Origin of the sequence: Micromonospora sp. C31 (genome assembly GCF_018070575.1) — a bacterium.
GTDB lineage: Bacteria > Actinomycetota > Actinomycetes > Mycobacteriales > Micromonosporaceae > Micromonospora.
Map to the genome: position 1 here is coordinate 481,217 of NZ_JAGPXN010000001.1, position 23,123 is coordinate 504,339.

General features: G+C 74.2%; 18 protein-coding genes and 1 pseudogene. 7 read left to right on the forward strand and 12 right to left on the reverse strand.

From position 1 onward, the window contains the following. Positions 1–88: 88 nt before the first annotated feature. Together KBX06_RS02175 and KBX06_RS02180 are read right to left on the reverse strand one after the other, a co-directional pair. Positions 89–775, reverse strand: a complete 687-nt coding sequence (locus KBX06_RS02175) for a response regulator transcription factor (RefSeq protein WP_210832460.1) — start codon at positions 773–775, stop codon at positions 89–91. After that, positions 775–2,040: an ATP-binding protein gene (locus KBX06_RS02180; RefSeq protein ID WP_210832461.1), complete on the reverse strand. Its 1,266-nt coding sequence runs from the start codon at positions 2,038–2,040 to the stop codon at positions 775–777. Before KBX06_RS02180 ends, KBX06_RS02175 begins: the two co-directional genes overlap by 1 nt. A gap of 171 nt (positions 2,041–2,211) precedes the next feature. Between KBX06_RS02180 and KBX06_RS02185 the strand changes: the two genes are divergently transcribed. The 3 genes and pseudogenes from KBX06_RS02185 to KBX06_RS02195 all read left to right on the forward strand — a co-directional run bounded on the left by KBX06_RS02185 (position 2,212) and on the right by KBX06_RS02195 (position 5,981). Next, positions 2,212–3,846 carry a PspC domain-containing protein gene (locus KBX06_RS02185; RefSeq protein ID WP_247684985.1) on the forward strand — a complete coding sequence of 545 codons (1,635 nt, stop codon included), beginning with the start codon at positions 2,212–2,214 and terminating at the stop codon, positions 3,844–3,846. Continuing rightward, positions 3,843–4,026 (forward strand): annotated as a pseudogene (locus tag KBX06_RS28395) (hypothetical protein); the annotation flags it as partial. The gene KBX06_RS02185 and the pseudogene KBX06_RS28395, both read left to right, overlap by 4 nt. Before the next feature lie 701 nt (positions 4,027–4,727). Next, a complete protein-coding gene (locus KBX06_RS02195; protein WP_210832462.1) occupies positions 4,728–5,981 on the forward strand; it encodes a phosphatidylserine decarboxylase in 1,254 nt (417 codons plus the stop codon). 66 nt (positions 5,982–6,047) lie between these two features. On the opposite strand, the gene KBX06_RS02200 is transcribed toward KBX06_RS02195, so the two are convergent. The 3 genes from KBX06_RS02200 to KBX06_RS02210 form a co-directional block, all read right to left on the reverse strand. Then, positions 6,048–6,968 carry a phosphatidylcholine/phosphatidylserine synthase gene (locus KBX06_RS02200; protein ID WP_210832463.1) on the reverse strand — a complete coding sequence of 307 codons (921 nt, stop codon included), beginning with the start codon at positions 6,966–6,968 and terminating at the stop codon, positions 6,048–6,050. 362 nt (positions 6,969–7,330) lie between these two features. Continuing rightward, complete coding sequence (locus KBX06_RS02205; protein WP_210832464.1) at positions 7,331–8,257, reverse strand: NUDIX hydrolase; 927 nt, start codon at positions 8,255–8,257, stop codon at positions 7,331–7,333. A 129-nt stretch (positions 8,258–8,386) separates the two neighbouring features. Then, positions 8,387–9,334 (reverse strand): NUDIX hydrolase, encoded by a 948-nt coding sequence (locus KBX06_RS02210; RefSeq protein ID WP_210832465.1) that lies wholly within the window; start codon positions 9,332–9,334, stop codon positions 8,387–8,389. Between the two features lie 144 nt (positions 9,335–9,478). Here KBX06_RS02210 and KBX06_RS02215 point away from each other — a divergent pair, with 144 nt between their 5' ends. After that, the gene (locus tag KBX06_RS02215) at positions 9,479–9,775 is read left to right on the forward strand and encodes a PspC domain-containing protein (protein WP_210832466.1); all 297 of its coding nucleotides are present in this window, start codon (positions 9,479–9,481) and stop codon (positions 9,773–9,775) included. Between the two features lie 7 nt (positions 9,776–9,782). Here KBX06_RS02215 and guaA read toward each other — a convergent pair whose 3' ends face one another. Beyond that, a complete protein-coding gene (gene guaA, locus KBX06_RS02220; RefSeq protein ID WP_210832467.1) occupies positions 9,783–11,336 on the reverse strand; it encodes a glutamine-hydrolyzing GMP synthase in 1,554 nt (517 codons plus the stop codon). Between the two features lie 46 nt (positions 11,337–11,382). Continuing rightward, a complete protein-coding gene (locus KBX06_RS02225) occupies positions 11,383–12,207 on the reverse strand; it encodes a bacteriorhodopsin (RefSeq protein WP_210832468.1) in 825 nt (274 codons plus the stop codon). A gap of 203 nt (positions 12,208–12,410) precedes the next feature. Here KBX06_RS02225 and KBX06_RS02230 point away from each other — a divergent pair, with 203 nt between their 5' ends. Together KBX06_RS02230 and KBX06_RS02235 are read left to right on the forward strand one after the other, a co-directional pair. Next, positions 12,411–13,109 carry a bacteriorhodopsin gene (locus KBX06_RS02230; protein WP_210832469.1) on the forward strand — a complete coding sequence of 233 codons (699 nt, stop codon included), beginning with the start codon at positions 12,411–12,413 and terminating at the stop codon, positions 13,107–13,109. A gap of 118 nt (positions 13,110–13,227) precedes the next feature. Beyond that, positions 13,228–14,193, forward strand: a complete 966-nt coding sequence (locus tag KBX06_RS02235) for a Brp/Blh family beta-carotene 15,15'-dioxygenase (protein ID WP_210832470.1) — start codon at positions 13,228–13,230, stop codon at positions 14,191–14,193. An 18-nt stretch (positions 14,194–14,211) separates the two neighbouring features. On the opposite strand, the gene KBX06_RS02240 is transcribed toward KBX06_RS02235, so the two are convergent. After that, the gene (locus KBX06_RS02240; protein WP_210832471.1) at positions 14,212–15,909 is read right to left on the reverse strand and encodes an FAD-dependent oxidoreductase; all 1,698 of its coding nucleotides are present in this window, start codon (positions 15,907–15,909) and stop codon (positions 14,212–14,214) included. A 134-nt stretch (positions 15,910–16,043) separates the two neighbouring features. Here KBX06_RS02240 and KBX06_RS02245 point away from each other — a divergent pair, with 134 nt between their 5' ends. Next, complete coding sequence (locus KBX06_RS02245) at positions 16,044–17,162, forward strand: LCP family protein (protein ID WP_210832472.1); 1,119 nt, start codon at positions 16,044–16,046, stop codon at positions 17,160–17,162. Positions 17,163–17,210: 48 nt separating this feature from the next. On the opposite strand, the gene KBX06_RS02250 is transcribed toward KBX06_RS02245, so the two are convergent. The 4 genes from KBX06_RS02250 to guaB form a co-directional block, all read right to left on the reverse strand. Next, positions 17,211–18,674, reverse strand: a complete 1,464-nt coding sequence (locus KBX06_RS02250; RefSeq protein WP_210832473.1) for a M1 family metallopeptidase — start codon at positions 18,672–18,674, stop codon at positions 17,211–17,213. A 187-nt stretch (positions 18,675–18,861) separates the two neighbouring features. Next, complete coding sequence (locus tag KBX06_RS02255) at positions 18,862–20,268, reverse strand: M1 family metallopeptidase (protein ID WP_210832474.1); 1,407 nt, start codon at positions 20,266–20,268, stop codon at positions 18,862–18,864. A gap of 49 nt (positions 20,269–20,317) precedes the next feature. Beyond that, on the reverse strand, positions 20,318–21,436 hold the full coding sequence (locus KBX06_RS02260; RefSeq protein WP_210832475.1) for a GuaB3 family IMP dehydrogenase-related protein: 1,119 nt from the start codon (positions 21,434–21,436) through the stop codon (positions 20,318–20,320). A gap of 28 nt (positions 21,437–21,464) precedes the next feature. Further along, positions 21,465–23,027, reverse strand: a complete 1,563-nt coding sequence (guaB, locus tag KBX06_RS02265; protein WP_210832476.1) for an IMP dehydrogenase — start codon at positions 23,025–23,027, stop codon at positions 21,465–21,467. Between the last annotated feature and the right edge of the window lie 96 nt (positions 23,028–23,123).

Consider the following 23,123-nt stretch of genomic DNA (forward strand, 5'->3'; position numbering starts at 1 on the left):
GGCATTATGTGACGGCAGTTGATCGTTTGTCAGCCCCGGCGGGCCACATTCGTCACTTCCGCACCAAATGACGGGGAAAAGAAATGGATCACACGAGCCGGCGGTCGGCCGCCCAGCGGGACAACTCGTACCTGTTGGACATCTGGAGCTTGCGCAGCACGTTCGACACGTGCGTCTCCACCGTCTTGATCGAGATGTAGAGCTCCTTGGCGATCTCCTTGTAGGCGTACCCCCGGGCGAGCAGCCGCAGCACCTCGCGCTCGCGGTTGGTGAGCTGGTCCAGCTCGGGGTCGGCCACCGGGGCGTCGGGACGGGCCGCGAAGGCGTCCAGCACGAACCCCGCCAGCCGGGGGCTGAACACCGCGTCGCCGTCGGCCACCCGGCGGACCGCGGCGGCCAACTCGTCCGGGGAGATGGTCTTGGTGACGTAGCCCCGCGCGCCGGCCCGGATCAGCCCGATCACGTCCTCCGCCGCGTCCGAGACGCTCAACGCCAGGAACCTGACCTGCGGGTGGGTACGCCGCATCGCCTCCAGCACCGCCCGGCCGCCGCCGTCGGGCATGTGCACGTCGAGCAGCACCACGTCGGGCAGCGTGGCGGCGATCCGGGTGACCGCCTCGCCGACGGTGCTCGCCTCGCCCACCACCTCGACGTGCGCGCCGAGCTCGGCGCGGACCCCCGCGCGGAACATGGCGTGGTCGTCGACGAGGAAGACCCGCAGCCGCTCGGTGCGGGCCGCCGCCCCCTCGACCGGTTCCATCGACTGCTCGGTCATCACTTGTCCCTTTCCGCCGTTGCCGAGTCCCGGGTGATCGGCAGGATCAACCGGACCTCGGTCCCTTCCCCCGGCCCGGAGCGGATCTCCGCCCGGCCGCCGTGCCGCTTCATCCGCCCGATGATCGAGCCCCGCACCCCGTGCCGGTGATCCTCCACCGTATCCGGGTCGAAGCCCTTCCCCCGGTCCCGGACGAAGACGCTGACCTGTTCGGGCTCGACCTCGGCGTAGAGCGAGACGGTCTGCACCCCGGCGTGCCGGGCGGCGTTCACCAGCGCCTCGCGCGCCGCCGCCACCAGCGCCCCGACCCGTTCGTCGGTCTCCCGGTCGCCGACCACCACCGCCTCCACCGTGATCGCGAACGTGTCCTCGACCTCGGCGACGGCCTGCTCCAGGGCGGCGGCGAGCCGCTCGGTGGGCGAGCCGGTGGGCTTGTAGAGCCAGTTGCGCAGGGAGCGTTCCTGTCCCCGCGCGAGCCGCTGGATCGTCTTCACGTCGCTCGCGTTGCGCTGGATCAGGGCCAGGGTGTGCAGCACCTGGTCGTGCACCATGGCGGCCAGCTCGGCCCGCTCCTGCTCGCGGATGCGCCCCTCGCGCTCCGACCGGAGCTGGTTGTACGTACGCCACAGCACCGGCGCGGCCACCACGCCGACCCCGGCGAGCCCGACCAGGGCGAAGATCACGCCGTTGAGCACGGCGTCGAAGTTCTGCGCCGGGGAGTAGACCGCGGCGACGCCGATGATGCCGACCGCGACCAGCACCCCGCCGCCGATGAACCGGAGCACGAACGCGCGCCGGTCGCTCTCCTCCACGACCGCGCCCAGCCAGGGCACCGGCATGGAGTCACCCCACTGCCGCCGCCATTCCGGGGCCGACTGGTGCCAGATCACGCCGGCGCCGACCGCGATGATCGCGACCAGCCAGCCGGCGGTGCCCGCCGCGCCGATCGAGTCGAAGACCATCACCTGCACCAGCAGTACGCCGAGACCGATCGCCACGAACGGCAGCAACTGGGCGACGTCCCTTCTGGGCGGCACGGCGGTGTCGCCCGGGCGCAGCGGCACGACCGCCCAGAAGGCCGCGTAGAGCAGCAGGCCGAGCCCACTCAGCCCGAGCAGCACCATGAAGGCGACCCGCACCCGCAGCACCGAGATGCCGAGGTGGTCGGCGATGCCGGCGGCCACCCCCGCGGCCATCCGGTGCTCGGGGGCGCGGTAGAGGCGTGGTGGCTGAGTCACGGCACTGATCGGAGCCTCCCTGGTCACGGCGGGCACGGAGGGGGCGACCGCGCGTCGCCGGCGCCGGGTCGATCGTCACACGGCTCGCCGCCGCCCGGCCACGGGGACGCCCCGGACATTCGGGCCACCGGGATCTCAGGGTGGGGTCAGGGTCGGGTCCGGAGGCCGTCCGGCGGGTCGGGGCAGCAGGATCGAGGCATGACCGAGGAAGCTGCCCAGTCCGCCGTCCCCGGGGCGGCACAGCCGGATGGGACACGCCCCGTCGCGGCGCCGCCCGGCGGCGCCGCGACGCCACCGCCCGTGGCCGCGCCGGCCGCCGCCGGAGACCCGGGTGCGACGCCACCAGCCGGGCCCGGCCCGCAGCCGTCGTTCGGCGGCGCCGGCTTCACCTCGCGGTACGGGCTGGTGCGCCCCCGCGACGGCCGCTACCTGGCCGGCGTCTGCGCGGCGATCGGCCGGGCCACCAACACCGATCCGGTCCTCTGGCGGGTGCTGCTGGCGGTGCTCGGCTTCTTCGGCGGCATCGGCATCCTGGTCTACGTCACCGCCTGGCTGATCATCCCGGGCGAGGGCGACAGCGCCTCCCCCGTCGAGTCCATGCTGGGCCGGGGCCGGTCCAGCATGTCCCCGGTCACCGTGATCGTGCTGAGCATCCTGGTCGCGATCAGCTTCGGCTACATCGTCACCGACGCGTTCCGGGCGGTACTGCTCGGCGCCGCCATCCTGATCGGCGGCGCGCTGCTGCTCAATCGCGACCACCGGGGCGCCCAGGGCGCACCGGTCGGCCCCGTACCGCCCGGCGCCCCGCCCGGGCGGGTGCCGCCGGTCACGCATCCCGCCCCGGTCGCGTACGCGGCCCCGCCGAGCGTGACCGTGCCCCCCGGCGCGGGCCCGGTCCCCGCCCCGCCGGCGACCGTCGCCCAGGCCGCCTGGAGCGCTCCGGTTCCCACCCCGCCGGCCGAGCCGACCGCCTGGCCGCCGACCGCCCCGGTTCCGCCCGCCCGCCCCTCGACGGGTACGCCGACCAGCGGCTGGCCGCCGGCCCCGCCCGCTCCGGGCTGGCCCGCCCCGGCCTCGGGGGCACCGGTACCGGGTCCCCCGGCACCCCCGCCCCTCCCTGCGGGCTACCGGCCTCCCTTCGCCCCGCACGGCCCGTACGCCGGGCAGACCCCCGTGCCGCCCGCGCCGCCGCAGCCGCGGGTGAAGCCGCCGAAGCGACCGCGCGAGCGCTCCCCGCTCGGTTCGGTGACCTTCTCGCTGATCTTCCTCGCCCTGGGCGTGGTCGCCGTCATCGACCTGCTGGACGTCTTCGACGTGGGGGCCTCGGCGTACTTCGCCGCCACGCTGGCCATCATCGGGCTCGGCCTGCTGGTCGGCACCTGGTTCGGGCGGGCCCGCTGGCTGATCGCGCTCGGCGTGGTGGCCGCCGCCGCGCTCGGGGTGGCCACCGTCGCCGAGTCCTACGACCGGATCCGGGGCGTCGACGGCAACGTCACCTGGGCACCCACCGACCACCGCGACCTGGCCCTGCGGTACGAGAACAGCTTCGGTGACACGGTGCTGGACCTGCGCGCGGTCGACTTCGACAAGAAGAACACCGAGATCACCGTCTCCGTCAACTTCGGCGAGTGCACGGTGGTGGTGCCGCCGAACGTCGACGTCACCACGGTGGCCGACGTCAACGCCGGCGAGGCGGACGTCTTCGGCAGACGCTCCGGCGGGCTCGCCGGCGAGTTGCGGGAGGCCAGCGATCTGGGTCCGGACGGCCCCGGCGGCGGCACGCTGCGGCTCTACATCCACGTCAATGCCGGCAACCTGGAGGTGACCCGGTGAAGGCACACCGCACCGACCTCGTGTCGTTCGCCTTCGGTCTGATCTTCCTCGGCTTCGCCGCGTGGTGGCTGCTCGCCCAGCTGCTCGGGCTCGCCCTCCCGCCGGTGGGCTGGTTCCTGGCCGGCGCGTTGATCCTGATCGGCCTGCTGGGCCTGCTGGGCGCGCTGCGCTCCGCGCGGTCCGCCCGCGCGACCCCGCCCGACACCGCCGCCGATGCCTCAGCGGCCCCGGACCCGGTCGGTTCCGCCTCGGCCCCGCCGGAGCCGACGGGCCGGGTGAGGCCGGACCGACAGGCCACCGAGATCGACCCGACCCGCTGGGAGCTCGACCGACCCGCGCCGGCCGACGAGCCGACGGAATGGGGCGGCCGGCGCTCCGACTGGGGCGAGCGGGCCGACTGGGGCACGCGATCCGACTGGGACGTCTCCGCGCCGACGACCGGCGGACCGACGACCGGCGGACCGACGACCGGCGGACCGACGGCGGCCGGGCCGACGACGGCCGGGCCGACGGCGGCCGGGCCGACGACGGCCGGGCCGACGGCGGCCGGGCCGACGACGGAGGGCTTCCGGGCCGGGGACGAGGTCGACGAGGGGCCGACGGAGGCCGTCACCGACGTCCGGCACGAGGCGGTGCAGGACCGCGCCGCCGACGAGGGCGCCCCGGCCCGACGGACCGGCGGACCGCCGGCCGGCGAGGAACGGCCGCGCGGCTGACCACAGCGGTGCGGCCGGCGTCGGCGTCGGCCTATGCTGACCGTGGAGAACTCGCCTCCGCCGGCCGGCCGGCCCGCGCCGACCTGGCCGCCGCGCCGGCCGGACCGCGCCGCCGTGGCGGTCCGCCGCGATTCCCGTCTCTACCCCGTCAGGAGTCCGTCCGACATGACGCAGTCCCCCGCCGTGCGCACCTCCGGCCGCTCCGGTCCGGTCCGCATCGGCGAGCGAGCCGCCCGTACCCTCGTCTCCGAGCTCGCCCGGATCAACGACCCGAAGGCCGCGCTGCTGGTCGGCGCGACGCCGGAATCCGCGGTGCTGGCCGCGGCGATCGACGCGCTGTTGCCCGGCGACACCCTCACCCTGGTACCCGCCGGGTCGACCTCCTCGACGGCCCTGCGGGAGCACGTCACCGCCCAGGGTCGCTGGGTGGCCGACCGGGTCCGCGTGGTCGACACCCTCGCCGAGGCCGAGCCCGCCGCGGTGGTCGTCGCCGGGGAGCCACTCACCGGCACGGCCGACGAGACCCGCGCCACCGTCGAGGGCCTGGCGAAGTACCTCACCGACGGCGCGGTGCTGAGCGTGGCCACGACCGCCACGCCGGGGCGCACCGCAGGCGCGGCCGCCGAACTGGACCGGCAGGGCGCGCTGTACGGCGTCGGCGTCGACCTGGTGCTGCGCAACACGCCGCCGCTGCGGGTGTACCGGCTCCGCCACACCCCGGCCGACGCCGCGTCGGCGGCCGGGCTGGCCCCGGCGTACCGCCCGTCGAGTGTCCCGCTGACCCGCGGCATGCACATCGACTCCAACGGGGTGGCCGCGGCCGGCATCGCGCTGGGCCTGGCCGCGGTGGCCCGGGCGACCCGGCCGAAGTCGAAGCTCTGGCTGCTCCCGGCCCTGGCCGCCGCCCCGGTGGCCGCCTTCTTCCGGGACCCGGAGCGCGACGTGCCCGAGGACCCGTCGGCGGTGGTCGCCTCGGCCGACGGTCGGGTGCTGTCGGTGCAGCGGCTGCACGACGAGCGCTTCGGCGAGGGCGAGTGGCTGCGGATCGCGGTCTTCCTGTCGGTGCTGGACGTGCACGTCAACCGTGCCCCGGTGGCCGGCAAGGTGGTCGACTACTTCGTCGCCGACGGTGGCTTCGCCAACGCGATGAAGCCGGCGGCGGAGCACAACGTGGCCGCGTACACGGTGCTGGACACCGCGCACGGCACGGTGGTCGTGGCGCAGCGCACCGGCCTGATCGCCCGCCGGATCGTGCAGCGGGCGCCGATCGGCGCGCTGCTGGCCCGGGGTGAGCGCTTCGGCCTGATCCGGTTCGGCTCGCGCACCGACGTCTACCTGCCGGCCGACGCCGCGGAGCCGCTGGTCGGCCCCGGGGACAAGGTCGTCGGGGGTTCGAGCGTCATCGCCCGCTGGCGCTGAGGCCCCGGACGGACCACACGAAGAAGGGGCGCCGCGGATCGCGGCGCCCCTTCTCGCGTACGTGTCTCAGGCGGTGCGGCGCTGCCGCAGCCAGAGCACCGGGCCACTGACCAGGTAGCCGACCACGATCAGGGCGAAGGTGAGCCGGATGTCGATCAGCGCGCCGATCACCGGGGCCAGCCACAGCCACGGCGGAAGCTTCACCAGCCGCGCGAGCTTGGCGTACGGGAAGCTGGAGACCATGGCGAAGGCGAGCAGCGCCACGCCGGCGACCAGGACGATGCCCGGCACGGGCAGCCCGATGGCGACGGTCAGGGCGAGCACGGCCGCCGCCATGGTGGTGGGCACGCCGCAGAAGAACCTGCCGTCCTTCGGCGAGACGTTGAACCGGGCGAGCCGGATCGCCGCGCACGCCGCCACGAGGGCACAGGCCACCGCGGCGGCCGGCGTGGAGACCGAGCCGGCCAGCGAGGCGTAGACCACCACCGGGGCGGCGAGACCGAACGAGCACATGTCGGCCAGCGAGTCCATCTGCGCGCCGAACGGGCTGGCCACGCCGAACTTACGGGCGAGCGCGCCGTCGAGGCCGTCGAAGATGACGCAGGCGATCAGGAAGAGCGCGGCGACGCGCACCTCGCCCTGCATGGCCAGGAAGATGGCCAGCATGCCGAGCATCAGGCTGCTGAGCGTGCAGGCGTTGACCACCGCGAACTTCATCCGGCGGGCGACCGTCCGCTCGCCCGGAAGCAGCGGGATCGACATCCCCGCCTCGTCGTCGACCGGTGTGGTGGGGCCGAGGGCGGGGCTGACCGGAACGATCGAGGCGACCTCGGCGCGCTCGACACGGGTCAGCCCGTATCGGCGGCGCGGCCGGTCGGCGTAGCGGTGCTCGGGCATCGACAGGTCGCTGCCTCCGTGCAGGTCACCGTCGCGGCGCCCCACCCGGACCAGCAGCACCTGCCGGGCGAGCGTGCTGCTGCGGCGCAACGGGCCCGCCCAACGACGCCCTGCGGGACGCGGACTGTCAGTGGTACGACGCCGGCGCCATGGGGCTCTCGGCACGTTTCCTCCATCACCGGATCGGCTGACCGCCGCGAGGGCGGGTGTCCGGCTGTCTCGTGCCGGACCTTTCTGGCCCGGCAGCCGTTTTGCGGAGTACACCATCGCATAGGAGAACGGGGGTTGGCGATAGCTGCCGGCGGTACTTATATCTGGTCCAACCGCGCGAACCGCTCTTCTATTCCCATCCCGGGCTCCATCGCCCGTTTCCTCCACCAACCCCACACCGAATGTACCGGACCCCGTCTCCACCGGCTCGGCGAGCGGGCGTCGGGAGCCCCGATGTCCGGTTACGGACGACCGGCGGCAGGGCCCCCGTCCAGCGCCAGTACGGCGATCTCGGTCAGCGGCAGCCCGGCGAGTCGCTCCGGGGTGAACCAGGCCGCGTGGGCGGTGGAGCCGCCGGCGAGTTCGGTCACCCGTGGCTCGGTGGGCGCGTCGACCGCCACCCGGTAGACCACCCGGACGCCGTGCCAGTCGATCGGGTAGCCCTCCGGGCCCAACGCGGCCGGGTTGTGCAGGTTGTCGACGCCGACCAGCTCGACCACCCGACCGAGCTGACCGGACTCCTCGACCAGCTCACGCAGCAGGGCGGACGCCGGCTGCTCGCCGTGGTCGGTCCCGCCGCCGGGCAGGTGCCACCGACCCGCGCCCGGGTAGCCGTCGGCGATCATGGTGAGCAGCACCCGGCCGGCGGGGTCCGTGACCAGGCCGTACGCCCCGAAGCGCTGTCGCCGCTCGGCCGAGGGACCGGTGGCGGGCTCCGTGGCCGCCGCCCGGGGAAGGCCCGCGGGCAGAGGCGACACGGGCAGGCCGAGCAGCTCGGCGGTGAACGGCATCAGCGGCACCTCGGCCGCCTCGGCGGCCGTGAACCAGCCCAGCTCGTCGGTGCCGCCGGCCGGCTCCGGTCGCGGTCGCCCGCCCCGCACGACGACGTCGAACACCAGGCGGTCGGTGTGCACCACGACGCCGACGTCACGGAAGATCGTCACGTCGGCGAGCGCGGCCCGCAGCCCCGTCGCCTCCACGGTGAGGCCGGTCTCCTCGGCGAACTCGCGGACCACCGCGCGCGCCGGGTGCTCGGCGTGTTCGAGGCCGCCGCCGGGCACCTGCCAGACGCCCGGGACCGGGCACAGGGCCGAACCCCGGACCAGCAACACCCGCCCGTCCGAGCCCCGACACATCCCGTACGCGCCGACCCGCCGCCGTTGCTCCACCCGCTCGCACTCCCCCGCCTGCCCGGCCGCTCCCGGGTCACCCCGTCGATCATGAGGCTAGTCGCAGCGCGGCTCGCGCGCCGCCCGGTCAACCTCATGATCGGCGAACGGGACGCAGGGGGTGGAGAGTCAGGCCAGGCGGGCGGCCTGGACGGCCTCCGCCGTCACCTCGGTCAGCCGGTCGGTGGGGAGGGCACCCAGCTCGTCGCGGGCGAACCAACGCGCCTCGCAGGTGGAACCGCCGACGTCGGCGACGGTGGGCGGGGCGGGCTTGTCGACCACGACCCGGTAGAAGGCGCGTACGCCGTGCCAGTCGATCGGGTAGCCCTCCGGGCCGAGCGAGGCGGCGTCGCGGTGGCTGGCCACGCCGAGCAGCTCGACGAGGCGGCCGTTCTGCCCGGTCTCCTCGACCAGTTCCCGGATCAGGGCGGCGCCCGGCTGCTCGCCGTAGTCGGTGCCGCCGCCGGGCAGGTGCCAGCAGCCCGCGCCCGGGTAGCCGTCGGAGACGCGGGTGAGCAGCACCCGGTCTTCCGGGTCGGTCACCACGGCGTACGCGGCGAAGCGCTGGGCCCGGTGCAGCCCGTCGGGACCGGGCACGGCGTAGAACGAGGGGAACTCCGGCGCCTCGTCCGGCACGATGTCGGCGGACGAGGCGGGCACCCCCAGGGCCCGCGCGGTGAACGAGCGCAGCGGCAGCTCGCGCGCTTCCTCCGGGGTGAACCAGCGGGCCAGGTCGGTCGGCCGGTCGACCCGGTCGGCGAGCGTCCCGCCCCGCACCGAGACCTGGTAGATCAGGCGGTCGGTGTGGATGGTGATGCCCCGCTCCGGCAGCGCCCGCATGTCGGCGAGCACGTCGTGCAGGCCCGCGACGGTGACGGAGAGGCCGGTCTCGGCGGCGGTCTCCCGGACGACGGTGTGGTGCGGGTCCTCACCGTGGTCGACCGCCCCGCCGGGCAGCGACCACGTGCCGGGGGTGCCGGAGCGCTCCGATGCGCGGACCAGCAAGACCCGGCCGACTGAATCAGCACAAACTGCGTATGCCGCGATCCTGCGGAGCGGCTCCAGCATGGTGGTCACGGGGCCAAATTCTCCCCGGCCCAGGTTACCTCCATCGAAGAGTGTCAGATTCCTGACTGAAAGCTCGCGCCTCAGGGACGGGTCAGGGTAGGGATCCGGGCGGTCACCGAGGCCGGCCCGACAACCGGCGCGGACCGTGGAGACATGACCTACACCGCCCCTCCCCAGCCCCCGTACAAGCAGCTCCGTCGCCCCGCCACGGACCGGATGATCGCCGGGGTGGCCAGCGGCCTCGGCCGGTACTTCGCCGTCGACCCCACCCTGGTCCGGGTGGTCCTCGCGGTCGCCGGCCTGCTCACCGGTGGGCTCGCGCTGCTCGCGTACCCGATCATGTGGTTCCTCATGCCCGAGGAGCCGGCCGGCGCGCCCGCCTGGCCGCACCCCGCGTCGCCCGCCGCCGGCGCGCAGCCGGCGCCGCCGACCTACCCGCCGACGGCGTGAGGCCGGATCACTCCCACTCGATCGTGCCCGGCGGCTTGCTCGTCACGTCCAGCACGACGCGGTTGACCTCGGCCACCTCGTTGGTGATCCGGGTGGAGATCCGCGCGACCACCTCGTAGGGCAGCCGGGACCAGTCGGCGGTCATGGCGTCCTCGCTGGAGACCGGCCGCAGCACCACGGGGTGCCCGTAGCTGCGGCCGTCACCCTGCACCCCGACGCTTCGCACGTCGGCCAGGAGCACGACCGGGAACTGCCAGACGCCCCGGTCCAGGCCGGCGGCGGTGAGCTCCTCCCGGGCGATCAGGTCGGCCCTGCGGAGCAGGTCGAGCCGCTCCCGGTCGACCGCGCCGATGATCCGGATGGCCAGGCCGGGGCCCGGGAACGGGTGCCGCCAGACCATCGCCTCGGGCAGGCCGAGCTGGAGGCCGAGCGCCCGGACCTCGTCCTTGAACAGGGTGCGCAGCGGCTCGACCAGCGCGAACCGGAGATCCTCCGGCAGGCCGCCCACGTTGTGGTGACTCTTGATGTTGGCGGTGCCGGTGCCGCCGCCGGACTCGACCACGTCCGGGTAGAGGGTGCCCTGGACGAGGAACTCGACGTCGCCGTGGGCGGCCACCTCCCGCGCCGCGGCCTCGAAGACCCGGATGAACTCCCGGCCGATGATCTTGCGCTTCTGCTCCGGGTCGGTGACCCCGGCGAGGGCGCCGAGGAACCGCTCGGCCGCGTCGACCACCTTGAGCTTGATGCCGGTGGCGGCGACGTAGTCCTTCTCCACCTGCTCGGCCTCGCCGGCGCGCAACAGGCCGTGGTCGACGAAGACGCAGGTGAGCTGGTCGCCGACGGCCCGGTGCACCAGCGCGGCGGCGACGGCCGAGTCGACCCCGCCGCTCAGGCCGCAGATGACCTCCTTGTCGCCGACCTGCTCCCGGATCCGGGCGACCTGCTCGTCGATGATGTTCTCGGGCGTCCAGGCGGGCTCGATGCCGGCGATGTCGTGCAGGAAGCGGCGCAGCATCTCCTGGCCGTGCGCGGTGTGCCCGACCTCCGGGTGGAACTGCACGCCGGCCCGGCGGCCGGCCACGTCCTCGAACGCGGCGACCGGCGCGCCCGCCGACTCGGCGGTCACCGTGAAGCCCGCCGGGGCCTCGGTCACGCAGTCGCCGTGGCTCATCCAGACCGGCAGGTCGTCGGGCAGCTCGCGCAGCAGCACCCCGGCCTCCGGGCGGGCGCGCAGCGGGGTGCCGCCGTACTCGCGGTTGCCGGTGCGGGCCACCGTGCCGCCCAGCGCCTGGGCCATCGCCTGGAAGCCGTAGCAGATGCCGAGGACCGGCACCCCGGCGTCGAACATGCCGGCGTCGATCTGCGGGGCGCCCGGCGCGTAGACGCTCGACGGGCCGCCCGAGAGGATGATCGCGGCCGGATCCTTCGCCAGCATCTCGGCGACCGGCATGGAGTGCGGCACGATCTCGGAATAGACGTTGGCCTCACGCACCCGACGCGCGATGAGCTGGGCGTACTGGGCTCCGAAGTCCACCACGAGGACAGGGCGAGGCGTGCTCATGGCAGCAAATCCTACCGACGACGCCCGCGCGCCCCCCGCCGGTCCGTCACCGCGCCGCCGCGGTGATCCCCCCGCGTGGTCGGGCGACGTCGTCCTGCACCGCCGGGGCGTATCCCTCGGCGGCGCTGACCTTGCGCGCGATGATGCCCAGCAGCACGCCGTACACGACCTTCGAGGTGATGTCGGCCACCGTGTAGGTGATCTGTCGCGCCACCACCCCGTCGGCGGAGTCCCACATCGCCGGCATCAGGTAGGCGCCCGGATAGAGCATCCAGGAGACCAGCACCAACCACCAGACGGCCCGCGCGACGCCCCGGGCGGACTCCGGCAGCCGGGCCAGGCTGCCGAAGATCACCCGGGCCACCAGGACGAGCAGGAACAGGAAGAACGCCGTGCTGACCAGGCCCCAGACCCAGTACGGAGCCGAGCGGTCCGCCTCGTAGAACTGCCCGGCGTAGCCGGTGTAGATCATCGCGAGGCCACCGACCACGAACATCACCCAGGTGCGGTGGAACGCCCGGCCGGTGACCCCCAGCACGATGAGCAGCTGGATCAGCAGGACCGGTACGTCGATGGACCAGTTCATGTACCGGTAGCCGTTGGAGAAGAGCACGTCGGTCTGGACGTAGGCCGTCCCGTTCCACGCGAACGCCTGGCTCCAGCGTTCCGAGAGCACCCACAGCTCGAAGAAGGCCGACACCATCACCACGGCGGAGAGCACCGAGGCGAGCTGGTAGCGCGGTGCGCCCGAGCCCCGCGTCGCGAGGAAGTAGACCAGCCCGGCAGCCATCACCGCGAAGCCCACCGTGAGCACGTGCGACACCAGCGTGTACTGGATGACGTTGTAGACGAACAGGTTCTCCACGTTCATGGCGCCCTCACGGCTTTCCGTAGCGAAACCGAAGCTATCGGCGATATAAGACTTTTGCCGCGTATAGGTTATCTGTGCCGACCGGCACCGGGCTGCCGAACGAGATCTCCAGCCGACGCCGGCGACGGACACCACGGCGTCGACCGCCCGGGTAGGCGGAAAAGGGCTGCACGGCGCCTTCCGGAACCGGGCCGAGGAGTGGCATGACCGAGTGGTGGTTGTGGATGTACGTCGCCGCCATGGCGGGCGGGGTCGTGGTGTTCACACGGTGGCGCGCGGACCCCCGGGGAGTGCCGCCCAGCGAGTACCGGGTGGCGATCGCCATCCCGCTCTGGTCCGGCCTCTGGTACCTGGTGCTGGCGCTGGGCGGCGGGCGGGCCGAGGTGGCCGGCCACACGGTCTACTGGGCGCGCTACGCCGACTGGGTGGTCACCGCCTCCCTGCTGCTGGTGGCCCTGGTGCTGACCGCGACGCACGCCCTGCCCGGGCGCTGCTGGCGGCTGATGGGGGCCCTCGTCGGGGCGAACGTGGTGATGATCCTCAGCGGCCTGGCCGCCGACCTCATGGCGGACCTCACGGCCCGCTACACCCTGTACGCGATCGGAGTGGTGGCCCTCCTCGCGGTCTACGGCCTGATCTGGGGACCGCTGCGCACCCACGCGCACCGCCAGCCGGAGCGGATCGCGGCCGTCTACACAGAGGCCGCACTGCTGCTCAGCGTGCTCTGGGCGGGCTACCCCGTGTTCTGGGTCCTCGGCCCGTCCGGAGTGGGACTGCTCGGTTCCGACACCACCAGCCTGCTCCTCGTCGTGCTCTCCATCCTGTCGAAGGTGGGCTGGAGCATCCTCGACCTCGGCCGGCTACGCGCCCTGTCCGACCGTGGTCAGCTCGCCGTCGTCTGACCCGGTCACCGGGGCCGACCCTCCGGTGCCCGGGTCGGGCGGCCGGACCCGACGGCCGCCGTCGCACCCGACCGGCGCGGCGGGGGGACCGGGAAGACCGGACCGGCTGCTGCGGTCCGTGGGGACCGCCTCGCAGCTCGCGCTGGGCGGGCTGCTGGCGCTGTCGCCGCTGCTCGACGCCACCGGGCTGGGCGGCTCGCCGGCCGTCCTGGTCGCGGGGCTGCTGCTCGGGCTCCCGCACGGCGCGGTCGACCACCTCGTGCCCGCCTGGCTGTCGGCGCGCGCCCGACCGCTGCCGGCCCGCCTGGCGCTCCTGGTGGGCTACACCGCCGTGGCCGGTGCCGGACTGGCGGCCTTCCGGGCCGCGCCGGACCTGGCACTGGTCGGGTTCCTCATCGTGTCGGTCGTCCACTTCGGCACCGCCGACGTGGCGTTCCACGCCGAGCGGGACGGCCGGCCGGTGCGGACGGGGGTGACCGCCACGCTCGCGTACGGAGGACCGCCGGTCGTCGTTCCGCTGGCGCTGTGGCGGGACCAGGTCGACCCGTTGCTGGCGACGGTGGCACCACGGGCGCCGGCGCTGCTCACCGTCGAGGTGCGGGCGCTGGCGTTGGCCGTCGTGCTGTGCGCGGTAGCGGTCACCGCGATCCGGGACGTCCGCGCCGGACGCGCCCGCGACGCCGTCGGGCCGCTGCTGCTCACCGGACTGTTCGGCACCGTGCCACCGGCCCTGGCCGTCGGGGCGTACTTCGCGCTCTGGCACTCCTGCCGCCACGTCGCCCGGTTGCTGCGGCACGACCCGCGCAACACCGCCGACCTGGCGGCCGGACGCATCGGACGGCCGCTGCGTCGCTTCGCCCGGCAGGCGGCGGCTCCCACGGTGCTCGCCGTCGCCGCCCTGACCGCCCTGGTCACCTGGCCCGGCCATCGGGCGGACCCGCTGCCCGCGACGGTTGCCGTGCTGGCCGCGCTGACCCTCCCGCACGCGGTGCTGGTCGCCTGGACGGACCGGCGTGGGTCGGGGCCCCCGCGCCGGTCCGGTGGCGGGCTGCTCCCCCGCCGCAAGACCCGGAGCCACGGTTGACCGGGCACCGGGCCCCGGTCACGTCCGCAGGGCGCCGGGGGCACCGGCCGGGACAGCCGGGTGGTGCGGCGGCACCGGCTCCAGCCGGCGGTACGGCGAGCCCAGGGGCGGCCTCGGATCCTCCTCGCCCCGGTTGGGCCAGAAGGACATCGCCCGTTCCGCCTGGGCGGTGATGGTCAGTGACGGGTTCACCCCGAGGTTCGCCGAGACCGCCGCCCCGTCGACCACGTGCAGCCCCGGATGGCCGAAGACCCGGTGCCACGGGTCGATCACGCCGTCCGCCCCGGTGGCACCGATCACGGCCCCGCCGAGGATGTGGGCGGTAACCGGAACGTCGAACGGCTCCGTCAACGCGCCGCCGGGCGTACCACCGATCTCCTCGGCCAGCAGGCGGACCGCCTGGTTGCCGGCCGGGATCCAGGTCGGGTTGGGCGCCCCGTGCCCCGGCGCGGAGACCAGGCGCCGGCCGAGCGGGCCGCGCCGCAGGCGGATGGTCAGCGAGTTGTCCGCCGACTGCATGACCAGGGCGATCACCGTCCGCTCCGACCAGCCGCGTACCGACAGCAGCCGGGCCGCCGTGCCGGGCTGGCGCAGCAGGGTCCCCAGCCAGCGACGGACCCGGCGCGGCCCGCCGTCGACCAGCAGCGACTGCAGCAGGCCCATCGCGTTCGAGCCCCGGCCGTAGCGGACCGGCTCGACGTGGGTCTGCGGGTCCGGGTGGAACGAGCTGGTGATCGCCACCCCCTCGGTGAAGTCCAGCCCCTGCTCGCGGGCCCGGCGGCGGGGCACCGAGGCGCCGAGGATCGCCTCCGAGTTGGTCCGGGTCAGTTCACCGAGGCGGGGCGAGAGCGCGGGCAGCGCCCCCTGCGCCTTCATCGCGTGCAGCAGCCGCTGGGTGCCGAGCGCGCCTGCGGCGAAGACCACCTGGTCGGCGTGGATCACCTGCCGCCGCGGACGCAGCCAGGCGCCGGTACGCACGGTGTGCACCGCGTAACCGCCGCCGTCGACCGGGCGGACGGCGGTGACCGTGGTCAGCGGGTGCACCCGCGCGCCGAGCCGCTCGGCCAGCCAGAGGTAGTTCTTGACCAACGTGTTCTTCGCGCCCTGCCGGCAGCCGGTCATGCACCCCCCGCAGTGCGTGCAGCCGGTGCGCTCCGGCCCGGCGCCGCCGAGGTACGGGTCGGCGGCCCGCTGGCCGGGACGGCCGATGTGGACGCCGACCGGGGTGGCGTGGTGGGTGTGCCCCACCCCCATCCGGTCGGCCACCGCCCGCATCGCCCGGTCCGCGCGGGTGACGAGCGGGTACGTGGTGGCGCCGAGCATCCGCTTCGCCTGGTCGAAGTGGCGGGCCAGCTCGTCGCGCCAGTCGGTGACGTCCCGCCACTGCGGGTCGGTGTAGAAGGCGTCCAGCGGCTCGTAGAGAGTGTTGGCGTAGACCAGCGAGCCGCCGCCGACCCCGGCGCCGGAGAGCACCAGCACTCCGCCGCCGGCCTTCCGGTGGGCCGGGCGCAGCAGGGTGAGCCGCTGGAGGCCGTAGCAGCCGAGGTGGGGCGCCCACAGGAACCGCCGCAGCCGCCAGGAGGTCTGCGGGAACTCGTCGTCGGCGAAGCGCCGCCCGGCCTCCAGCACGCCGACGGAGTAGCCCTTCTCGGCCAGCCGCAGCGCGGTGACGCTGCCGCCGAAGCCGGACCCGATGACGAGCACGTCGTACCGCATCACCGCATCATTACCGTCCGGTAGCCATCGCGCCAGCGCCCGTTTTCGCGGGATCATGCTCCGGTCCGCGATCCGGAGGCGCGCGCCCGCAACTCGGCGCCCCCGTCCGGGCGTTGTCAACACGGGGGTGTCGCATGACGGAGCGGACAGGGGTGCCACGCCCGCGCTGGCTGCTGGGGCTGGCCGCCCTCGCGGCCGTGATCCTGGTGGCCGTGGGCACGCTGGTGGTGACCCGGCTCGTCCGCGACGACGGGCCGCAGCGCAGCGCCGGGCCGGCGGCTGCCACCGGGACGCCGCAGGCGAGCCCCACGCCCAGCCCGAGCCCGACCGTGCCGCCGGGCGCCGGCATCACCGGCCCGCTCAACCTCCTGCTCGTCGGGGTGGACACCCGGGTCAGCGTGCCGGGCTGGGAGCCGCACGGCGACGCCGTACTGGTGCTGCACGTGCCGAAGGGTCTCGACCGCGCGTACCTCTTCTCCCTGCCCCGCGACCTGCTGGTCGACATCCCGGCCTTCCCGAAGGCCGGCTACCGCGGCGGGAGGACCAAGCTCACCCACGCGATGAGCTACGGCAGCCGGGTGCCCGGCAGGCCCAAACAGCCGAACACCGCCCAGGGGTACGAGCTGCTGCGCAGCACGGTCAGCGGCTACACCGGGCTGCGTTTCGACGCCGGCGCGGTGCTCACCTTCAACGGCTTCGACCGGCTCGTGGACAGCCTCGGCGGCGTGGACCTCTACGTCGACCAGCGGGTGACCTCGCTGCACCGCCGCCCCGACGGCCGGCACCGGGAACCCGCGCCGGGCGGCTACCGCGGGCCGCAGATGGTGTACGAGAAGGGCGAACGGCACCTCACCGGCTGGCAGGCGCTGGACTACGCGCGGCAGCGCTACGTCACGGGCGGCGGCTACGCCCGGCAGCGCCACCAGCAGCAACTGGTCAAGGCGCTGGCCACGAAGATCCTCGGCGAGGACCTGGCCCGGCAGCCGGAACGCGTCCAGCAGGTGGTCGACGCGCTCGGCGACACCCTGGTCTACGCGGGCGGGCCGCGCGTCGTCGACGTCGCGTACGCCCTCGGCGGGCTCACGCCGGAGAGGTTCGTGCTGGTCGACCTGCCCGGCGCGGGCGTGGGCCGGGGCAGCGCCTACCGGGGCGAGGAACTCACCTCGACCGGGCGGAAGTTCCTCACCGAGCTGCGCGCCGGGCGGGCGGACGCCCACCTCGCCGCCAACCCGAAGCTGCGCATCACGCGCTGAGCACCGTCACCGGCGCTCGGGGCGCGGACCGCGGTCACCGGCGCGCAGTCACCGGCGCTCGGGGCGGGCGGGGCGCCGCGTGTCGTACAGCCACGCCTCGAAGAGGTCGTCGAGCTGCTCACCCGAGACCCGCTCGGCGTGCGTCACGAACTCGGCCGTGGTCGCGTTCGCGTCACGCTTCTGCGCCGCCCACGTCTTGAGGATCTCGAAGAACGCCTTGTCGCCGACGGCCACCCGCAGCGCGTGCACGGTCATCGCGCCGCGCTGGTAGACCGACTCGCTGAACAGGTTCGTCGCCCCCGGCTCGCCCGGCGGCGTCCGCCAGACCTGGCCGGACGAGCCGGCGTACCGGGAGTCGAAGGCCTGCTGGGCGGTGCGCCCGCCGTCGTGCTCGGCCCACAGCCACTCGGCGTACGTGGCCAGGCCCTCGTTGAGCCAGATGTCCTGCCACCCGGCCAGCGAGACGCTGTTGCCGAACCACTGGTGCGCCAGCTCGTGGGCGACGATGCCGGTGTTCTCACCGCCGGAGAAGAAGTTCGCGGCGTAGACCGGGCGGCTCTGCGTCTCCAGCGCGTACCGGATCCGGGTGTCGGCGACCACCACGCCGCCGTACGCCCCGAACGGGTACGGCCCGAACACGCTCTCCAGGTAGTCGGCCACCTCGACCGTGGCGGCGATCGACCGGTCCGCCGCGCCCTTCGGCAGATCCGCGGCGACCGCGTGGAACACCGGGCGCCCCTTGTGCTCGCCCTCGGTGAGCCGGAACCTCCCGATGACCACGGTGCTCAGGTAGCTCGCCATCGGGCTGCGCTCGGCCCACTTCCAGGTGGTCCAGCCGCCGGCCGTGCTCCTGCCCGTCGGCACGCCGTTGCTGACCGCCGTCAGCCCCTTCGGCACGGTGATCTCGAATTCGTAGGTGGCCTTGTCCGAGGGGTGGTCGTTGACCGGGAACCACGTGCTCGCCGACTCCGGCTGGCCGAGCGCGATCGCCCCCTGGTCGGTGTGCAGGAAGCCACCGAGACCGACGGTCTCGTTGCGCAGCGGCTCCGGCTCGCCCTCGTACGCGATCTCGGCGACGAAGCCGTTGCCCGCGATCAGGCCGCGGGCCGGCGTGACGACCAGTTCGTCGCCCTTGCGGCCGTGCTTCGCCGGGGCCCCGTCCACCGTCACGGACCGCACGGTCAGCCCGGCCAGGTCCAGGTTGAACGCGGACAGGTCGCTGGTCGCCGCCGCCTGCACGGTGGTGGTCCCGGTCAGGCGGTCCTCCGCCGGGTCGTAGCGCACCTTCACGGTGTAGCGGCTGACGTCGTACCCGCCGTTGCCGTAGGTCGGGAAGTAGTCGTCGCCGGCGCCGGCCGCACCCGGCTTGAACTGCCGCGACGCGCCGGTCGAGGCGGCGGCCGGGGTCGGGGCCGGGGTCGCCTCGTCGGCCGACCCGCATCCGGTCAGCCCGAGCGTCCCGGCCAACAGCAGGCCGGTGCCCGCGCACAGCGTCCGCCGCGACAGCGTCATCGCCTCGTTCCTCCCTGCGCCGCCGGCTGCCCTGCCGACGGCTCCGTAGCGGACCGGCGCCCGGCGGGTCCCGCTCGCCCCGGGCCGGCGGCGCGCAGGCGGCCGGCGCGGACCGGGCGGTGCGGCGCCGGTGTCCGGCGGCAGCCTACCGACCGCCGCCGGGAGCCCGGACCCTGCCCGCCCCGGCTCAGGGCAGCGCGGGGGCGCTTACGCCGACGAGCCAGGCGTCGAAGAGCGGGCGCAGGGGCTTCCCGGCGACCCGCTCGGCCAACGCGACCAGGTCGTCGGTGGTGGCGTTGCCGTCGCGCCGCTCGGCGGTCCAGGCCCGCAGGATGCGGAAGAACGTGTCGTCGCCGACCGTGCGGCGCAGCGCGTGCACGGCGAGCGCGCCGCGCTTGTAGACGGCCGCACCGAGCAACTGGGACCGTCCCGGGTCGACGGACGGCCGGGACCAGTCGGTGGCGGCGTACTCCAGCTCGAAGTTGCGCTGCGCAGTGCGACCGCCGTCGTGCTCCTCCCACAGCCACTCCGCGTAGCTGGCGAAGCCCTCGTTGAGCCACATGTCGCTCCACCGGCCCAGCGCCACGCTGTTGCCGAACCACTGGTGGGCCAGCTCGTGCGCGACCACGCCCGGGTTGGGCCCGTCGCGGAAGAAGCTCGGCCCGTAGACCGGTCGGGACTGGGTCTCCAGGGCGTAGCCGACCCGGCGGTCGTCGACCACGACGCCGCCGTAGGAGTCGAACGGGTACGGCCCGAACCGGCTGGCCAGGAAGTCGGCGATCTCGCCGGTACGGGCCAGCGAGTCGGCCGCCGGACCGGTCGCCGGCAGGCTCGCCGGCACCGCCGTGACCATCGGCTTGCCGGCGTGCGTGCCGCTGTGCACCCGGTAGTCGCCGATCACCAGCGTGCTCAGGTAGCTGGCCATCGGCGACCGCTCGGCCCAGCGCCAGGTGGTCCAGCCGTCGGCCCCGGACCTCTCCCCCGGCACCCCGTTGCTCAGCGCGGCCAGCCCGTCCGGGACGGTCACCTCGATGTCGTACGTGGCCTTGTCGGACGGGTGGTCGTTGACCGGGAACCAGGTGGCCGCCGACCAGGGCTGGCCGAGCGCGATCGCCCCGTCGTCGGTGTGCAGGAAGCCGCCGCTGCCGAGCTGCCCGTCGGCCTTCGCGGACGGCACGCCGGAGTAGTCCACCTCGACGGTGAACCGGGCGCCCCGCCGCAGCCCGTCGCGCGGGGTGACCACCAGCTCGTCGCCGTCGCGGGCGGCTGCGGCCGACCGGCCGTCGACGGCCACCCGCGACACGTCCAGCCCGGCGAGGTCCAGGTTGAACCGGGACAGCGCGGTGGTCGTGGTGGCGGTGAGCGCGGCCCGCCCGGAGAGCACGTCGGTCGCCGGGTCGTAGCGGACGGCCAGCCGGTAGCCCGCCACGTCGTAGCCGCCGTTGCCGGCCCCCGGGACGTACGGGTCGCCGGCGTCGGCCGCTCCCGGCCGGAAACCGTCCCGCTCGTCGCCGTCGGTGCAGGCCGCGAACGCCAGGGCGGCGACGACGGCGACGGCGAGCGCGGGACGGATCCGACGGCGGGTACGACGCACCGGCCAAGCCTATCGGCGTGGCCGGTGCGGGTGGGGCTGGTTACGCAGGTCAGCGGTCGAGCACCAGGCCGACCTTCTGGAACTCCTTGAGGTCGCGGTAGCCGCACTTGGCCATCGCGCGACGCAGGCCGCCGAAGAGGTTGAGCTGGCCGTCCGGTTCGTCGGCCGGGCCGAAGAGCAACTGCTCCATCGAGCCGACCGGATCGCCGGCGCTCTCGAAGGCGCCCCGGGGCAGCGACGGGTGGCTGGCGGCGGAGTGCCACCAGGCGCCACCGGCCGGCGCCTCGGCGCAGAGCGAGAGCGGCTCGCCGAGCATCACCGCGTCGGCGCCGCAGCCGAGCGCCTTGGCGATGTCGCCCGAGGTCTGGATGTCGCCGTCGGCGATCAGGTGCACGTACCGGCCGCCGGTCTCGTCGAGGTAGTCCCGGCGGGCCGCCGCCGCGTCGGCGATCGCGGTCGCCATCGGCACCCGGATGCCGAGCACCGACTCGGTGGTGGACCACTCGTCGCCGCCGATGCCGACGATGACGCCGGCCGCGCCCGTACGCATCAGGTGCAGCGCGGTCTTGTAGTCGGTGCAGCCGCCGACGACGACCGGGAGGTCCAGGTCGGCGATGAACTCCTTGAGGTTGAGCGGCTCGTCGGTGGTCGAGACGTGCTCGGCGGAGACGATGGTGCCCTGGATGACCAGGATGTCCACGCCGGCGTCGAGGATCACCGGGGCCAGCGCCAGGGTGTGCTGCGGGGAGACCCGCACCGCCACCGTGCCGCCGCCGGCGCGCAGCTCGCGGACCCGCTCGGCGATCAGGTCGGGGCGGATCGGCTCCGCGTACACCTCCTGGAGCCGCTTGGTGGTGCGGGCGTCCTCGTCGAGCCCGGACAGCTCCTCCAGGACCTTGGTCGGGTTCTCGTAGCGGGTCCACAGGCCCTCGACGTTGAGCACGCCGAGACCGCCCAGCTCGCCGAGCCGGACGGCGGAGGCCGGGCTCATCGTCGCGTCCGACGGGTGCCCGACGCAGGGGATGCCGAACTGGTAGGCGTCGAGCTGCCAGGCGGTGGAGACGTCGTCGACGTCCCGGGTCCGGCGGCTCGGCACGATGGCGATGTCGGCCAGGTGGTAGCCGCGCTGCGCGGTCTTGCCCAGCCCGATCTCGACCACGTCACGCATGGGGACTCCAGTTGTCGCAGGGGGATGGTCAGCGGGTGTGGTAGTTGGGCGCCTCGACGGTCATCTGGATGTCGTGCGGGTGGCTCTCCTTGAGCCCCGCCGCCGTGATCCGGATGAGCTGACCGCGCTCGTGCAGATCCGGGATGTTCTCCGCACCGGCGTACCCCATCGCCAGCCGCAACCCGCCGACGAGCTGGTGGGCCACCCGCGACAGCGGGCCCCGGTAGGGCACCTGCCCCTCCACGCCCTCCGGGACCAGCTTCTCGTCGCTGCTCACGTCCTGCTGGAAGTAGCGGTCCTTGGAGTACGACTTGGCCTGGCCCCGCGACTGCATCGCGCCGAGCGAGCCCATGCCCCGGTATGCCTTGAACTGCTTGCCGTTGACGAAGATCAGCTCGCCGGGGCTCTCCTCGCAGCCGGCCAGCAGGCTGCCGAGCATCACGGTGTCCGCGCCGGCGACCATGGCCTTGGCGATGTCGCCCGAGTACTGGATGCCGCCGTCGCCGATCACCGGGACGCCGACCGGCCGCGCGGCCCGCGCCGCCTCCATGATGGCGGTGATCTGCGGTACGCCCACCCCGGCGACGATCCGCGTGGTGCAGATCGCGCCCGGCCCGACGCCGACCTTCACGCCGTCGGCGCCCGCCTCGACCAGCGCCCGGGCGCCGGCGTAGGTGGCCACGTTGCCGCCGACGACGTCGATCGTCACGTCCTTCTTGAGCTGGCGGACCATGTCCAGCACGGCCCGCTGGTGGCCGTGCGCGGTGTCCACGATGAGCACGTCGACGCCCGCGTCGACCAGCGCCCGGGCCCGCTTGTACGCGTCGTCGCCGACGCCGATCGCGGCGGCGACCCGCAGCCGTCCCGCGTCGTCCTTGGTGGCGTCCGGGTACTGCTCGCTCTTGGTGAAGTCCTTGACCGTGATCAGCCCGCGCAGCCGGCCCGAGTCGTCGACGATCGGCAGCTTCTCGACCTTGTGCCGGCGCAGCAGGTCGAGGGCGTCGTCCTTGCTCACCCCGACCGGGGCGGTGACCAGCGGGGTGCGGGTCATGATCCCGTGGACCGGGGTGGCCGGGTCGGAGACGAACCGCATGTCGCGGTTGGTGACGATGCCGACCAGCTGGCCCTCGCCGTCCACGACGGGCACACCGGAGATGCGGTAGCGACCGCAGAGGGCGTCGACGTCGCGCAGGGTGTCGTCGGGGCTGGCGGTCACCGGGTTGGTGATCATGCCGGACTCGGAGCGCTTGACCAGGTCGACCTGGAGCGCCTGGTCCTCCAGGGAGAGGTTGCGGTGCAGCACGCCGATGCCGCCCTGGCGGGCCATGGCGATCGCCATCCGGGCCTCGGTCACCGTGTCCATCGCGCTGGAGAGCAGCGGGATGCTCAGGTCGATGTTGCGGGTCAGCTTCGTCACGGTGTTGACCCGGCTGGGCACCACGTCCGACTCGCCCGGCTGGAGCAGCACGTCGTCGAAGGTCAACCCGAGCGGAACCACCCGGGGGGAGCCGGCGGGCAGCTCCGGCAGGTGGCCGCCCAGCTCGCCGTTGTCGGCGCCGGCCGGAAGATCGGTGCTGGGCGAAAATTCCACGATTGCTCCCCTGAGCTGGTCGTACGGGCTTCAGTGAGGTGGCGCGGGCGGGCACCGGCACACGCCGGGTGACGGGCGCGTCGTCCCATCGTACCC

Bases quoted from the DNA above. Each gene is read 5' to 3' on its own strand.
- KBX06_RS02175 (WP_210832460.1), bottom strand. From the start codon at position 775: ATGACCGAGCAGTCGATGGAACCGGTCGAGGGGGCGGCGGCCCGCACC.
- KBX06_RS02185 (WP_247684985.1), top strand. From the start codon at position 2,212: ATGACCGAGGAAGCTGCCCAGTCCGCCGTCCCCGGGGCGGCACAGCCG.
- KBX06_RS02195 (WP_210832462.1), top strand. From the start codon at position 4,728: ATGACGCAGTCCCCCGCCGTGCGCACCTCCGGCCGCTCCGGTCCGGTC.
- KBX06_RS02215 (WP_210832466.1), top strand. From the start codon at position 9,479: ATGACCTACACCGCCCCTCCCCAGCCCCCGTACAAGCAGCTCCGTCGC.
- guaA (WP_210832467.1), bottom strand. From the start codon at position 11,336: ATGAGCACGCCTCGCCCTGTCCTCGTGGTGGACTTCGGAGCCCAGTAC.
- KBX06_RS02225 (WP_210832468.1), bottom strand. From the start codon at position 12,207: ATGAACGTGGAGAACCTGTTCGTCTACAACGTCATCCAGTACACGCTG.
- KBX06_RS02230 (WP_210832469.1), top strand. From the start codon at position 12,411: ATGACCGAGTGGTGGTTGTGGATGTACGTCGCCGCCATGGCGGGCGGG.
- KBX06_RS02240 (WP_210832471.1), bottom strand. From the start codon at position 15,909: ATGCGGTACGACGTGCTCGTCATCGGGTCCGGCTTCGGCGGCAGCGTC.
- KBX06_RS02245 (WP_210832472.1), top strand. From the start codon at position 16,044: ATGACGGAGCGGACAGGGGTGCCACGCCCGCGCTGGCTGCTGGGGCTG.
- KBX06_RS02250 (WP_210832473.1), bottom strand. From the start codon at position 18,674: ATGACGCTGTCGCGGCGGACGCTGTGCGCGGGCACCGGCCTGCTGTTG.
- KBX06_RS02260 (WP_210832475.1), bottom strand. From the start codon at position 21,436: ATGCGTGACGTGGTCGAGATCGGGCTGGGCAAGACCGCGCAGCGCGGC.